Genomic DNA, 14,023 nt, shown 5'->3' on the forward strand with positions numbered 1-14,023 from the left:
CCATTGAGAAGCCGCAATCAGCTCCGTCGGCAAGGCCGGTCTTTGGCTGCTTGCGGAATCACCCATACGTGAGCCGATATGGACGGTTTGCGAGGTGGCGAAGGGAGGCATCGGCATGCCGTATCTAAATAGCCGTCTGAAAATATGTCGCCGGATGGTCCTCACGCGCCTGCCGGCGGCAGGGCATGAGGACCGGCCTGCGATAGACCCGAGATAGAGCGGTTCGGGCCTGCTGCGGGCTTGCAATTACTTGGCGCGCTTGTCCTTGATCTTTTCAGCCAGGCTGTGCAGATGCTCGCTGAAATCGCCCTTCCAATGCTGGATCTTGTCCTTCCATTCGGCCTTCTGCTGCTCATGCAGCACGCGGCGGGCTTCGGCGGCGGCGGCCATGGCGGCGGCGGTCTGGGCATCGACCTCGGCCTGTACAGCCTCGACCGGGCGGCGCAGCACCAGCCCCCCCAGACTGGCCGCCAGATCGTCGATCACTTCCGGTGCCGCTTCCTTGACCGAAGCGATCAGGGCGGTGGCGCCGGCCGGAATGCACTGGGCGATCTGTTCGACCAGGCTGGTACGATTGCCGGCCTTGTCCAGCGACACCGAGTCACCGATCAGGGAGCCGGCCAGGCCACCCAGCAAGACGCCGATCGGACCGCCCAGCATGCCGACCACGGCACCGACCAGGGTGCCGGTCCAGCCCGGGGTCGCCAGGCTTCCGTCGGATGCGCCGTCCTGCACCTGCAGCTGGCCGTCAAAGCCTCGGCTCACTACCACCGCATCCACCAGCTTGACCCGGCCTTCGGCCGCCGCCTGCTTGAGCTCGGCCAGGGCCTGATAGGCCTTGCTTTCCTCGGCAAAGGACAGGGTGATCAGATTGTGGTTCATAGCATGACTCCTGAAACGGTTGATGCCACCAAAACGGGCGTCACAGGGTAAACCGCTCAATATGTACACGATGGAAATCGCAGGAATAAATATATTGCGTCGCAATATGAACGTATCGGTTCGCAAGATGTGGCGTCGATACCAATGGATTGCCGAACAGATACCACGCACTGTCTCTGCACCGATGCCTGCCATCGCTCGGAAGGTACGTGCCGACGCGATTGCCCAGGTTGCCGACCAGGTCGTGCCGCTTCGAGAAGTGGCAGAAGTTGAGAGCCATCGTCTTGTTCAGCACATCATTCCGGCAGCCTCTCCGCACGAAGCGCGATATCTTCCCCTGAGTGCGGGGCAGGCGGCTCGGCTGGCCCGCGCCGGGATCATGCCTCTCAATCCTAGTCGGTGATGGTGTCCGCAGCATCCGCTGTTCCGGCATGGGCAGAAATACTTCCGACACGTCGGCTCGGCGTCAGTCGATGTGTTCCGTCCCACCGAAGCTCCGCTGCATCGAAAGCATCCCGTCGAGTGGTTGACCGATTATCGCAAATTGCGCGGCGTTGTTCAGAGTTTCCCTAGGGCAGTTCCGTTGCTTTCATTGCGGATGTCGTTCACCTATATGTGTCTATAGCTACGGCACAATAAGGTTTTGTAATTAGACGTCTATACGTTTTGTCGAAGCTAGTGCACGCTAGATCGTGGCAGGGCCTACATTGAAGCGTTCTGCTATCTGAGCTATGGAAAACTTCTCGTCGCGCCGAAGTATCGTGACCCGCTCGCATTGTTCTGGGGTCAGTGCGCGCTTTCTTCCAAAGGCAACACACTTCTGCTTCGCCTTGGCGATGCCTTCGAGTTGTCGCTCAGCCCGAATATCATTTTCGAACTGCGCAAACGCGCCAAGCAAGCTGAACATCAGACGACCTTCAGGTCTGGTGGTATCGATGGCTTGGTCGAGTACTTTGAGGGCGACGCCCTTTGTGCGTAGTACATCGGCAATCTTGGCCAGATCTAGTACTGAACGCGCCATTCGATCAAGCTTGGTAATGACAAGGGTGTCTCCATCACGGAGAAACTGCAGGCAACTTTGTAACTCCGGACGGTTGTCGGCCTGACGCCCTGACTTTTTTTCGGAAAAGATGCGTGTGCAGCCAGCCGCGTGTAACTTCTCTTGCTGGATGTCTAAAGTTTGGCCAGAAGTGCTGACACGGGCGTAACCGACTATCTCAGACATATCAAAACTCCTTAAGGTATTTGATAATATCATTTTGATATGAATTTTGATAGCCTGGGGTGACCTATCTCAAGGTATGCGTTTTGATTTATTATCTATCGATCAAGCCGGAGTATGGAAAGCACATCCGATGAAAATTACTTCCTTCAGAGCAAGCTCAGTTTACGGCCACCTAAATTTCGATCTGGCTTTCCACTCGGATCTTAATATTTTAATAGGCGCTAATGGTAGTGGTAAAACTACTGTCCTAAAAATGATTACTTACCTTCTTACTCCGTCGCTGTCCAGATTGTCCTTAATTCCCTTCAAGACGGTTGAGGTCGACCTGATACCTAAGCATTCTGATCGCGTGGTGACCCTGCGAGCGGATAATACTTCTAAGAGTATGATCATTACTATTTTGGGCGCTAGTGGGATCGACCCGTTAAGGGATAAGTGCGTCGTCCCCATTGTTCATATGTCAGATGAGTCCAAATTTATCGGATCTGATCTCAGGGCGAGCTTGCTGGCTAAATCTATATGGGATGATCAAAGTAACACTAAGGTGTATTCCTATTTGGAAAAGCTCGCATCGCCATATTATGTGGGGCTAGACAGAAATTTTGAAGATGATCAACCAGCAAGATTGGCGGGATCGACTGCTGAGCTTTTAGGAATGAAGATTTCTAATAATACCTCTGTAGGTTCTAAAAATAGCATTGAGGAATTGCAGTCGCTGCTTTCTAAGGAATATAAGCGTTTAAAAGACATCGAAGCTGGACGAGCGAATAAGCTAAGGAAGGAAATAGTAATATCAGCCTTCCAGTTCTCTGAATTTGCATTTGAGGACGATTTTGCAACAGATGGGCAGGCGCTTAAGGACCGCTATCAGGCTCTTCTAGATCGAGAGCACGAGATTAGGGGTGTCATCGCTAGTATCGAGGTTGATAGTAAAGACGTCATAGGACAAGTTGATGTATTTTTTAAGAAATTGAAAAAATCGTACGAGCGCATAGGTAAAGGTGATTCTGATTTGTCTTTGATGCTAGATTGGCTTGTTCATAAGGCTCAAATCGAGCGAATTACTTCGCTCCTTAAGGTTATTGATGAAAATAAAGATGCTGTTGCTGCACTGTACGCAAAGACTAATCTTTTTTTAAGGAGACTTAATTTATTTCTCGTTGACTCGGGAAAGGTGGCAAATTTAAACAAAGTTGGCCAGCTAGTAATCGAAAGTGCTTCTAAAGACCTCATTCCGCTGAATTTGCTCTCGTCAGGTGAGATTCAGATAATTTGCCTCCTTGGGCAATTGTTTTTCCGCCGTGATCGACATATTTTTATAATTGATGAGCCGGAACTATCTCTCCACGTTCGGTGGCAAAGAAGATTTGTGGAGAGTGCTTGTGAAGCGCAGCGCTCTAATCAGCTGATTTTAGCGACCCACTCCCCTGAAATTGTGGGTAAGTACAAGAGCCATGCTATCTCAGTTCGAGGAAGGTAATGCTGCCGTGGATCATAATGATGATAGTGTTGAGTATAGTGACGATGCCAAATTCGCCAGCTCAGTATTCTATGAGGATGTTAATGATATCGATGTTTATGTCGAAGATGGTGATTTGGTCACGGCCGGCTTGATCGCGGGCCTTATTAATAGGGCGCTGGTGGATATCCGGATTGAAACGCCAATTTCATTAGGCGGTAGATCTGAGGTTATAAAAAGATATGAAGGTGATGTTCCTTCCAATAGGAGTAGACTTTATATTTTGGATGGTGACTACTCTTCTATTTTATGCAATATGCAGAGGCATGTTATTCCGTCTGGTATTTTTAGACTTTAAAGATATTGTATAGAGAATTATCTTATCGGTGACGTGCCGTTCGATGAGCTTCTATCTGATGAGCGGGGCAAGCAGAGTCTTCGTGCGGTTAGAGCAAAAGCGGATTTTGATCCTTGGTTTCTAAGATCGGGCAAGGAGTTGTTGCGACTGGCTCTGGCTTATGCAGCCTGTGAGGCAGTTGAAGTTCCAATTCCTGGAGGAGCTAAAGCTATAACTGCCTTTTATTCTGGCGCCGATGGTGTAATTGATGGTGAGAAGGTTGATAGATGGATTGATGATTTAAGGAGTGCTGTCGACCATGCGAAAGGATCTGGTGCCTTTGATCATGCCGTTCATAATTTGCAGCAATTTGCTATTAAAAATGAAATTTCCGGATGGAGTATTGCGTCAGGAAAGAAAATGTGCCTGCCATTATTCATTAGGAGGATTAAATGGTCGACCGGATCAAACAACCACGATGATTCAATTTCACATAGATTGGTTCGTTACGCGGACGTTGGTGAAATATCGCGCTGCCGTGCCTTTATAAAAGTGGCGGAAATTAATGACGGCTAGTGTGCTATGTCTTGAGTTAATTTTTGGGTTGGTCGATTTGTCGTGTGTGTGAGACATTTCGTTGGGTACGGCGGTTTGAGTAATAATTTATTACTATTGCATCATTTACGGAGCCCTTTGATCTTTAACATTAATTTCTCTTATATGATCAAGTTCATCCGCCCAGGCTTGCATCATCTCCCTTCGCTCAGGGATGAGCATGGCTTCGTTATATATCCCTCGGACTTTGTCGGGGTCTCCGTGAGTAAGTTGCCGCTCAATGAGGTCTGGCCGATACCCACGCTCATTTAGCGCGGTAGAGACGACATGCCGGATGCCATGAGGTGTTTGGCGGCCGGCGAAGCCCTGGGCTTTCAGCATGGCATTGACTGCACCATCACTGATCGGTTGGGAAGGTTCATTCCGACCAGGGAAAACATGCTCGAAGTGACCGGTGAAAGGCTGGAGTTCAAGAAGTGCTGCGATGGCCTGCCGTGGGAGAGGTGTTTCATGACGATGCCCTTCCTTATGCATCGCACGGCCTTTGGCGATCTTCCACAGGCCGGCATCCAGATCCAGTTCGCTCCATTTGACTGAACGTGTTACTCCGGGGCGATTTGCGGTCCATAGCATCAGTTCGGCGCAGATCCGTACTATGGGTGATCCCGCATAGCTTCGGATGGCCTTTACTAATTCAGGTAGCTCAGCCTGCGAAACATGAGGTTGTTTGCGCTGGCCTTGTTGATGGTGAAAGTGCAGTGCCTTGACGTCTCGGCAAGGATCGGCCTGGGTAAGTCCCATGGCACGAGCGTACTCGTAGATTCTGGTGATCCACTGCCGGACTTTGATGCCGGTGTCGATTACACCCCGTTGACTATAGCTTTGGAGCAGGGTTGCAATTTCACGAGTGGAGATGTCATCAAGGGCACGGCCTTTGAATGCCGGAATGATTTCTCGCTCGAGATACGACTTCACTTGAGAAGCCGTATTTGGCTTCCATGCCGGCTTGCGATAGTCATACCAAGCCATCGCCACCACATCGAAGTGCCTGTCAGGCTGCGTCAATTGCCCAACACGCGCCTTTCGCCGGGAGACTAGAGGGTCATCACCATTCCGGATCGTCTCGCGCATGACGGCCGCTTTGCGAACGGCATCTTTGGCCTTGGTTTCCGGCCAAGGCGGTGCAACCGTAACACTCTTCTGCTTACCGTTGGCTCGGTAGCTTAGGGACCAGTATCCAGAACCGCTAGATTGAAGAAGCAGATAGAGGCTATTGCCCATCCGTATCTTCTTGACTTCGCCGTCAAGCGGGAGAGGAATGTTTTTGATTTCCTTGTCCGTCAGCATGGGTGAGCTGCTTGATGTTGGTGAAAAGTGCACCCATGGTACGCTTCACCAACACATTACCCAACAGCGGATTTGAGACTTACTGCTTCGCCTTGCAACATGACTTCTCATAAGATCATGTTTTTAATAAAAAATTAAAAATATCGAAGCGTGATGAAACAAGTTGAGACACGGCTTTGGTGGGCCCACCAGGACTCGAACCTGGAACCAAAGGATTATGAGTCCTCTGCTCTGACCATTGAGCTATAGGCCCTTGCAAGATCGAGGAGTTTAACCGGTTTGGAACAGGGCGGGAATGCCTGCGGCCATGCATGACGAGGCTGTATGGCAGGGCGGGGCGGGTAAAGGTGTTGTCCTGCCGTTGACGCGCAGCTCACGCGGCTTGATCGGAGCTGGTCCTACGGTAGCAAGCGAGCCTGCTGCAAGAGCGGGCGGAGGCGCGCTGCCGGGGTGTCGGCGGCGGATCAGCGGATGGCGGCGTTGACGTGGCCGGTTCCGCGGCGAGGGTGCGGGAGATGGGCGATGCTTATCGAAACGGTCGATCACTGGGTTTCCAGCGGAGGCCATGGGTTGTATCTGCAGGAGATTCCCGCCGCGAGTGGCAAGGACAACGGTGTTGGCGTGCTGTTTCTGCACGGCGCCTTCAGCAATCAGCGGCTGTTCTTCAATCATGACCAGAAGGGGGCGGGCCGTTATTTCCACGAGCTGGGCTATCCGGTATTTCTGGGCAATATGCGCGGGCATGGCCGCAGCCGCTGGCCGGGACATCCGCCGCATGACTGGGGCTGGAGCTTCGATGATTACGTGGAGGCGGACATCCCTGCGCTGCTGGGCTTTGTCGGCAAGCACGAAGCCGGGCCACTGTTCGTGGTCGGACATGGTCTCGGTGGCTACGCGGCGGCGGTGTCCCTGGGTCTTTTTCCCGAACTGCAGCGGCAGGTCAGCGGTCTGGTGTTGCTGGCCTCGGCGATCAATGACTATCGCGACGGCGACAAGGGCCGCCGGCTGGAACTGCCGCTGGCACGGCTGCTCTCACGGTTGCATGGCCGCATGCCGGGACGGCCGTTGCGACTGGGGCCTTCCGATGAGCCGCCGGGACTGATCCGGCAGTTTTCGCAATGGGCGGAGCAAGGCAGTTTCAAGAGCCTGGATGGCGAGGTCGATTATGCGGAGGTGCTGGCCAAGGTCACCTTGCCGGTATATGCGGCGGTCGGCGAGGGCGATACCCATCAGGCCTCTTCGGCGCGGGTGAAGCAGCTGGTGCAGCGATTCCCGGGGCGGGACCACTTTGTGCAGGTGTTCGGACCGCAGCATGGCTACCCGCGTCGCTTCGGCCATTACGACATCGTCGTGGGCCGCCATGCCGACGAGATCGTGTTTCCGGCGGTGGAGGCCTGGATGCGGCGTACTCTGGGGCACTGAGGCCGGGCTGGCCTGGCCACGACGGATCGGGCTTGAGTACAGGTTGCGGGTGCGCGGTCTGCGAGATTGCAGGTAAGGCGGGCCCGATACCAGAACGCCCGCTTGCGCGGGCGTTCTGATCAGGCGACTGCCTCGACGAGGAATCAGTCGATATCGAGGAAGGAGCGCAAGGTTTCCGAGCGGCTGGGGTGACGCAGCTTGCGCAGGGCCTTGGCTTCGATCTGGCGGATCCGCTCGCGGGTCACGTCGAACTGCTTGCCGACCTCTTCCAGGGTATGGTCGGTATTCATGTCGATGCCGAAGCGCATGCGCAACACCTTGGCCTCACGTGGCGTCAGGCCGGCCAGCACGTCGCGGACGGTCTCCATCAGGCCCGTTTCGGTGGCCGATTCGACCGGCGAAGAGGCATTGGCATCTTCGATGAAGTCACCCAGATGCGAATCTTCGTCGTCACCGATCGGAGTTTCCATCGAGATGGGTTCCTTGGCGATCTTCAGCACCTTGCGGATCTTGTCCTCGGGCATCTCCATTTCCTTGGCCAGTTCTTCAGGCGTCGGCTCGCGGCCGAACTGCTGCAGCATCTGGCGGGAAATGCGATTGAGCTTGTTGATGGTCTCGATCATGTGCACCGGAATTCGGATGGTGCGGGCCTGGTCGGCGATCGAGCGGGTGATCGCCTGGCGAATCCACCAGGTGGCATAGGTCGAGAACTTGTAGCCGCGACGGTATTCGAACTTGTCGACAGCCTTCATCAGGCCGATGTTGCCTTCCTGGATCAGATCCAGGAACTGCAGGCCGCGGTTGGTGTACTTCTTGGCGATCGAGATCACCAGACGCAGGTTGGCCTCGACCATTTCCTTCTTGGCGCGACGGGCCTTGGCCTCGCCGATCGACATGGTCCGGTTGATTTCCTTGATGTCGGTCAGCGGCAGGAACAGGGTCTTTTCGATACCTGCCAGCTTTTCCTGTTCGGCATCGATCGCTTCGCGGTGCAGCTTGATGTTGGCCGACCACTTCTGACGCTTGCGGCCCAGTTCCTCGGCCCACTCGAGGTTGCCCTCGTTGTTGGGGAAGGTCTTCAGGAACTCGGTCTTCGGCATCTTCACATGCTTGACCAGAATTTCCATCAGCACGCGCTCGTGGCTGCGGATATCGCCCACCACTTCGCGCAGGCGGCGCACGAAGCCGTCGATCAGGGCCGAGGGCAGCTTCAGTCGCAGGAAGGCTTCGGCCATCTGGCCGCGCAGGGCGACGATGCGGGGATCGTCGATGCTGGCCGCTTCCGGCGAGACCTTCTGGAATTCTTCGTAGAAGCCGCGCAGCTCGTCCATCCGGCGCCGGACTTCTTCCGGATCCGGGCCGCTGCTGGCGTTGTCATCATCGTCCGAACCGTTGCTGTTGTCGTCGGAGTCGTCGTCGGAGTCGTCATCCGAATCATTGCTGGTCGAGGTATTGCTGCTGTCATCGTCAGCGGATTCGGCCTCGGCCGCGGCGGCTTCTTCCAGATCGGTGAAACCGGCCAGCACTTCGCTGAGACGGCGCTTGCCTTCCTGATGCTGGCTGTATTCCTCCAGCAGCAGTTCGATGGTCAGCGGAAAGCTGGCCAACGCGGTCTGGACCTGGCCCAGACCTTCCTCGATGCGTTTGGCGATGGCGATTTCGCCCTCGCGGGTCAGCAGCTCGACCGTACCCATTTCACGCATGTACATGCGGACCGGGTCGGTGGTGCGACCGACTTCGGCGTCGACCGCCGACAGCAAGGCAGCCGCTTCTTCGGCCGCCGCCTCGTCGGTGGTGCCGCCGCCGTTGGAATTGTCTGACAGAGGGTCGGAATCGGGGGCCGCATCGTGCACCTCGATACCCACACCTTTGAGCACTGCCATGATGTCTTCGATCTGCTCCGGATCGACGACATCGTCAGGCAGGTGATCGTTGATTTCGGCGTAGGTCAAATAGCCCTGCTCCAAACCCTTGGAGATGAGCTGCTTGATTTCTGACTGTTGCTCGTGGGCTTTGCTGTTCATACCAACCGCCGCGGGTTACAGGAACCGATCAGTATATCCATGTGATGAATTTTTGACCAGTTTTCAAGTGGGAAGGACCAATCCAACGCTGACCCGGAAACCATGCCGACGCCTCCGGCGCAACGGCGCCTGGAGCCTGTCGGGACGGTTCATCACACTTCCAGACGGAAGGTGACCGGGCCATCGTTGATCAGATGTACTTTCATATGGGTGCCATACCTGCCGATTTCCACCCCCTGCCATTGCTGACGTGCGATTTCCACCAGATGATCGAACCAGATCCGGCCCTGGGCCGGTGTGGCCGCCGTGCTGAATCCCGGGCGCATCCCTGAGCGGGTATCCGCGGCCAGGGTGAACTGGCTGACCAGCAACAGCCCGCCGCCGGTATCCCGCAGCGAAAGATTCATGCGGTCCTGCTGGTCGGCGAACATCCGATAACCCAGGATCCGTTCCAGCATGCGACGGCATTGGGTTTCGCCATCCTCCGGCTGCACGGCCACCAGCGCCAGGATGCCGGCGTCGATCGCTCCGACGGTTTCGCCTTCCACTTCCACCCGGGCCTCGCTGACCCGTTGCAGCAATGCAATCAATACCATCCCCTCCTGTCGGGTCGATCCCGGATGACTGCGGTTAATGTCGGGTACCCGGCCGCCGCTTGCAAGTCATCGGCGGCCGGGAAGCGGTTACAATCACCGGCCTATGCGTCCTGATATCTATCTTGTTTACCTGTTGCTGCGGCTGGTCGGCTGCCTGCCGTTGCGCTGGCTGCACGCACTGGGCTCGGCGCTGGGCTGGCTCAGCTTCCATCTGGCCCGGCGCAGCCGGCGCGTGGTGGCGACCAATCTGCGCATTGCCCGGCCACAGCTGGAAGGGTCCGAGCTGCAGCGACAGACCTTGCTGGCGATGCAGGAAACCTGCAAGTCGGGCACCGAGCTGGCCAAGATCTGGGGCCGTGGTCCTGAGGTGGCCTTGAAGCTGGTGCGCGAAGTCTGTGGTCAGGATCTGCTGGACGAGGCCCTGGCCAGCGGCAAGGGCGTGATCATCGCGGCGCCGCATCATGGCTGCTGGGAATTGCTGAATTTCTGGGTAGCCGCACGCAGCCGGCTGGCCATTCTGTACCGGCCGCCACGCATCGCCGCGCTGGAACAATTGCTGCGCAAAGCGCGAGGGCCCGGCGCTCCAGAGCAGATCCGTGCCGATGCCGGCGGGGTCAGAACCCTTTATCGCTGGCTGTCCGGTGGCGGTGCCGCCGGGGTGCTGCCGGATCAGAAGCCGCGGGCGGGCGAGGGCCAGTTTGCGCCGTTCTTCAGCCGCGAGGCGCTGACCATGGTCCTGCTGCCGCGGGTGGCTCAGCGGACCGGTTCGCGGGTGCTGTATGGCTTTGTGGAACGGCTGCCCGCCGGCCAGGGCTATCGCGTGCATTTCCTGCCGGCCGCGCCGGAGATCTTCAGTCCGGACATCAAGACCGCCTGCACCGCGCTCAACCGTGGCGTGGAGGCCTGTGTCGAGGTGGCCTTCAGCCAGTATCAGTGGCATTACAAGCGCTTCAGTCTCAGTCCGACGCCTGGCGAACCCAGTCCCTATCGCTGAGTGGCTGATATCAGGCCGGCGGCGTCAGCCGGCGCAGAAACACGGTCATTTCCTTTTCGGCCTGCTTGTCGCCCCGCTGACGGGCCGCTTCGATGCCTTGCTGCCATTGGTGAGCGGCTCCGGCCGGGTCATCCATCGCCAGCCTGACCTTGCCGGCCAGTTTCCAGGCGGCGGAATAGCCGGGATCGGCCAGTACCGCATGGCCCAGCATTTCCGCCGCTTCTTTCAGGGCGCCGCTGTCGAACAGGGCCGATCCCAGCGAATAGCGCAGCAGGGCACCGTCACGCGGGCCTCCGAGTTGCTGACGGAGTTGGGCAATGCGGGCAGTGAGATCAACAGCCATGTCGAGCTTCCTTGAGGTCGGCGACCAGCGGCGGGTTTGCCCGCTGCTGATCGTGACCCGGCAAGACCGGGTCAGGGTGGCGTGGCCGCGCCTTCCAGAGCAGTGGCGGGCCAGATCACCAGCCAGCCGCCACGAAAAGGTTGCGTGAAGACAGCGTACCTCATGGACGAGGCCTTGAGTTTGCCTGGATAGGTGATGATCAGGCTGTCCGGGTGCTGTCGGGCAAAGGCCTGCAATGCAGGCTGACCTTCCAGTTCGGTGATCGGCTGGTGCAGCCGACCGCTGAAATGGAACTGGCCGGCATAGGCGCCCTGCTGGGCGACCCGCTGGCCGCGCGCCTGGGCCTGGGCGATCAGCTGGCTGGCCTGCTCCAGATCGAATTTCGACCACAGGCTGTGGTTGAACAGGGCGTAGATGGTGGCCGTTCCGACCAGTCCTGCCAAGGCCACCCGTTGCAGGCGATGGCGGCCGGGCCAGGCCACCAGTATCGCCAGTGCCAGAAAGACCGGGCTGGCATAGATCGCCTCGCCGGCCAAGGGAGCGTACCAGCTGCCCTCAAACCGGCCATGGCCGACCAGCAGGCTCAGGCCGGCCAGACCGATGGCGGTGGCGATGCTGGCCAGGGCCAGCGGCCAGGTATCCGGCCAACGGGTGCGGCGGGCAGTGTCCTGCGATTGCTGGCGCCACAGCGCGGCGGTGATCAGGATCACTGCGCCGGCCAGCTCCGGCAGGGGGTAATACAGCTGCTTGCCCCGGATCAGTGAAAAGATCAGCAGGGCGGGCAGCAACCAGCACAGCAAAAAGCGGATGCCGGCGTCCAGTGGCCGGCGCAGCGTGGCCAGGGCTTGCCAGGCCCGCGGCAGACCGCTGAGCGGAAACAGCAGCAGCGGCAGCCAGGGCAGGTACCACCACAATGGTCGGGAGTGACTTTGCAGGCGATGGCTCTGATCCATGCCGCCGACGACCCGGCCGGCGGTCTGTGTGAAGAACAGCTTGTGCCGGTAGGCTTCGCCACCACTGAAGCCGGCCGGGATGGCCCAGGCCAGCAGCATGCCCGCCGCCAGCAGCAAGGACAGCACACCCGCGCCATACCAGTGGCGTCGGTGACGTGCCGCCCAGTCGCTCCACAGCGGCCCCAGCAGCCACGGCAGGCCGGCGTGCAGCAGGATGACCGGCCCCTTGGTCAGCAGGCCCAGGCCAAGGCACAAACCGAAGTACAGCCATCGCGGCTGTTCGCGCCCACGGCCGTCAGGCAGCAGGCACAGCAGGGCGGCCAGAGTCCATACCGCCAGCAGCACGTCGTACATGATCTGCAGGCCGAACAGGAAGGCGTAGCTCAGCGAACCCAGCAGCCAGGGTACCAGCCGGGCGATCCACGGGGTGGCCGGGAACAGCCGCTGCGCCATCAAGGTGGCCAGCACCAGCTCGCTGCCGCCGATCATGACTTCCAGCAACCGCGGCCACACATCGCTGACGCCGAACACCGCCCATCCAAGCTGGATCAGCCAGAACAGCAGCGGGACTTTTTCGCTGTAGGGCGCGCCATTGATATAAGGCACGATCCAGTGGTGCTGATCCCACATCTCCCAGGCCACGGCCAGGGTCCGGGTGGAATACAGCGGCATCGGGCCATGCGCGAAAATGGCGGTCAGCGCCGCCAGCAGCCAGATCGGCAGCCAGGGCCAGAGGCTGCGTGCAAAGTCGGAACGGGGCGTTTCGCTGGAGGGCACGGATCACCAGAATGAGTCGGGGGGCGGTGAGTTTAACGGTTCCACCGGACGAATCCCTGAATGCCGTGGCAGCTGTCGCCTCAGGCCGGTCCCCAATAGCCGATACGGCGCCGGATCTTCAGCTTGCGCCACAGATTCCAGGGCTTGCGGCGGCGATTGCGGGCTCCGCTGGCGGCAAAGGCATCGATCGCCTCCAGAATCCGCTCGCTGGAACGCCCGTCCCGGTAGGGATGGATGGCATCGCCGTAGTCCCGGATCGCCTGCATCAGTTCGGGTGGGCGAGCCAGTGCCCGCGCGATGGCCGGTTCGAACTGATCGACCTGGTCGATATCGATCAACTGCGGTCCGGGACGACGATTCCTGAAGGTCACCACCGGCTTGCCGGTCAGCAGGAACTCGTTGAGCGCCGAGGAGGTATCCGAGCACATCATGTCGACCTGCCCGAACAGTTCCAGGATATTGTCGTTGTCGGCAAAACTCAGGTACTCATTCTGCAGTGCCCGGTATTTGGCGACGGTGTCGGGATTCATCTTCGGATGGAAGGTGACGATCCAGCGCCAGCGACCATCCCTCGACAGTCGCTTGACCTCCTCATACAGCAACTCGGCCGCGCTCCACGAGGGTGAAAATGTCGAGTGATACAGGATCACCGGCGGCTGGCGTACCGGAGGCAGCGGTCCGGCAATCGAGCGCATGAACGGGTCCAGCTTGGGAAAGCCGGTCTCGGTCACGCTGAAATGTCCGCATCGGGCGGCGATTTCGGAAAAGGCCTTGGTATCGCGTGGACCGGTGGTGCAGTACAGGTCGAAAAAACCGCGGACATAGATATGCCTGGGCTTGCCGGCATCGAAGCCATGAAAGGTTTCGACCTTGATGCCGGGGAAAAAGTGCGGCACCGCGTTGCTGGAGGTGATCACGGCCAGCGGCTTCCAGGCCCGCACCTCGGCCACGCTCAGCAGGCGCTCGCCCTCGACCAGATCCTCGGCGCCGGGGCCGTCGAAAAACCAGGCGGCCTCGTCGCCGCGGGCGCGGATCGCGCTCTGCAGCGGACGCAGGATGGCCAGCGCATAGCGCTCGGAACCGTACAACAGGTAATGCTTTTTGCTCAT

General features: G+C 58.1%; 14 protein-coding genes and 1 tRNA gene. 6 read left to right on the forward strand and 9 right to left on the reverse strand.

All coding sequences use genetic code 11. The features are described 5' to 3' along the window. Positions 1 to 246 precede the first annotated feature (246 nt). The gene (locus tag FRAAU_RS01175; protein ID WP_014401739.1) at positions 247 to 882 is read right to left on the reverse strand and encodes a DUF1269 domain-containing protein; all 636 of its coding nucleotides are present in this window, start codon (positions 880 to 882) and stop codon (positions 247 to 249) included. Positions 883 to 943: 61 nt separating this feature from the next. Between FRAAU_RS01175 and FRAAU_RS17070 the strand changes: the two genes are divergently transcribed. Continuing rightward, a complete protein-coding gene (locus tag FRAAU_RS17070; RefSeq protein WP_156803296.1) occupies positions 944 to 1,285 on the forward strand; it encodes a hypothetical protein in 342 nt (113 codons plus the stop codon). Between the two features lie 282 nt (positions 1,286 to 1,567). On the opposite strand, the gene FRAAU_RS01180 is transcribed toward FRAAU_RS17070, so the two are convergent. Further along, on the reverse strand, positions 1,568 to 2,107 hold the full coding sequence (locus tag FRAAU_RS01180) for a recombinase family protein (RefSeq protein WP_014401740.1): 540 nt from the start codon (positions 2,105 to 2,107) through the stop codon (positions 1,568 to 1,570). Between the two features lie 130 nt (positions 2,108 to 2,237). Here FRAAU_RS01180 and FRAAU_RS01185 point away from each other — a divergent pair, with 130 nt between their 5' ends. From FRAAU_RS01185 to FRAAU_RS17080, 3 genes are read left to right on the forward strand one after another with little or no spacing between them, the layout of a single operon-like run. Then, a complete protein-coding gene (locus tag FRAAU_RS01185; protein ID WP_014401741.1) occupies positions 2,238 to 3,587 on the forward strand; it encodes an AAA family ATPase in 1,350 nt (449 codons plus the stop codon). A gap of 7 nt (positions 3,588 to 3,594) precedes the next feature. Then, a complete protein-coding gene (locus FRAAU_RS17075; RefSeq protein WP_156803298.1) occupies positions 3,595 to 3,924 on the forward strand; it encodes a hypothetical protein in 330 nt (109 codons plus the stop codon). A gap of 33 nt (positions 3,925 to 3,957) precedes the next feature. Then, positions 3,958 to 4,479 (forward strand): hypothetical protein, encoded by a 522-nt coding sequence (locus FRAAU_RS17080; RefSeq protein WP_156803299.1) that lies wholly within the window; start codon positions 3,958 to 3,960, stop codon positions 4,477 to 4,479. A gap of 105 nt (positions 4,480 to 4,584) precedes the next feature. On the opposite strand, the gene FRAAU_RS01190 is transcribed toward FRAAU_RS17080, so the two are convergent. Both FRAAU_RS01190 and FRAAU_RS01195 read right to left on the reverse strand, forming a co-directional pair. Next, positions 4,585 to 5,805 carry a tyrosine-type recombinase/integrase gene (locus FRAAU_RS01190; RefSeq protein WP_014401742.1) on the reverse strand — a complete coding sequence of 407 codons (1,221 nt, stop codon included), beginning with the start codon at positions 5,803 to 5,805 and terminating at the stop codon, positions 4,585 to 4,587. Between the two features lie 177 nt (positions 5,806 to 5,982). Next, positions 5,983 to 6,058: transfer RNA gene (locus FRAAU_RS01195), tRNA-Ile, on the reverse strand. A gap of 269 nt (positions 6,059 to 6,327) precedes the next feature. Between FRAAU_RS01195 and FRAAU_RS01200 the strand changes: the two genes are divergently transcribed. After that, complete coding sequence (locus FRAAU_RS01200) at positions 6,328 to 7,227, forward strand: alpha/beta fold hydrolase (protein ID WP_014401743.1); 900 nt, start codon at positions 6,328 to 6,330, stop codon at positions 7,225 to 7,227. 143 nt (positions 7,228 to 7,370) lie between these two features. Here FRAAU_RS01200 and rpoD read toward each other — a convergent pair whose 3' ends face one another. Together rpoD and dtd are read right to left on the reverse strand one after the other, a co-directional pair. Next, positions 7,371 to 9,251, reverse strand: a complete 1,881-nt coding sequence (rpoD, locus tag FRAAU_RS01205) for an RNA polymerase sigma factor RpoD (protein ID WP_014401744.1) — start codon at positions 9,249 to 9,251, stop codon at positions 7,371 to 7,373. Positions 9,252 to 9,403: 152 nt separating this feature from the next. Beyond that, positions 9,404 to 9,841 carry a D-aminoacyl-tRNA deacylase gene (gene dtd, locus FRAAU_RS01210; protein ID WP_041270708.1) on the reverse strand — a complete coding sequence of 146 codons (438 nt, stop codon included), beginning with the start codon at positions 9,839 to 9,841 and terminating at the stop codon, positions 9,404 to 9,406. 109 nt (positions 9,842 to 9,950) lie between these two features. Between dtd and FRAAU_RS01215 the strand changes: the two genes are divergently transcribed. After that, the gene (locus tag FRAAU_RS01215; RefSeq protein ID WP_014401746.1) at positions 9,951 to 10,841 is read left to right on the forward strand and encodes an LpxL/LpxP family acyltransferase; all 891 of its coding nucleotides are present in this window, start codon (positions 9,951 to 9,953) and stop codon (positions 10,839 to 10,841) included. 10 nt (positions 10,842 to 10,851) lie between these two features. On the opposite strand, the gene FRAAU_RS01220 is transcribed toward FRAAU_RS01215, so the two are convergent. The 3 genes from FRAAU_RS01220 to FRAAU_RS01230 form a co-directional block, all read right to left on the reverse strand. Next, complete coding sequence (locus tag FRAAU_RS01220) at positions 10,852 to 11,184, reverse strand: hypothetical protein (protein ID WP_014401747.1); 333 nt, start codon at positions 11,182 to 11,184, stop codon at positions 10,852 to 10,854. Between the two features lie 71 nt (positions 11,185 to 11,255). After that, positions 11,256 to 12,914, reverse strand: a complete 1,659-nt coding sequence (locus FRAAU_RS01225; RefSeq protein WP_014401748.1) for an ArnT family glycosyltransferase — start codon at positions 12,912 to 12,914, stop codon at positions 11,256 to 11,258. Between the two features lie 80 nt (positions 12,915 to 12,994). Then, a complete protein-coding gene (locus tag FRAAU_RS01230) occupies positions 12,995 to 14,023 on the reverse strand; it encodes a CDP-glycerol glycerophosphotransferase family protein (protein ID WP_014401749.1) in 1,029 nt (342 codons plus the stop codon).

This window comes from Frateuria aurantia DSM 6220 (assembly GCF_000242255.2).
Lineage (GTDB): Bacteria > Pseudomonadota > Gammaproteobacteria > Xanthomonadales > Rhodanobacteraceae > Frateuria > Frateuria aurantia.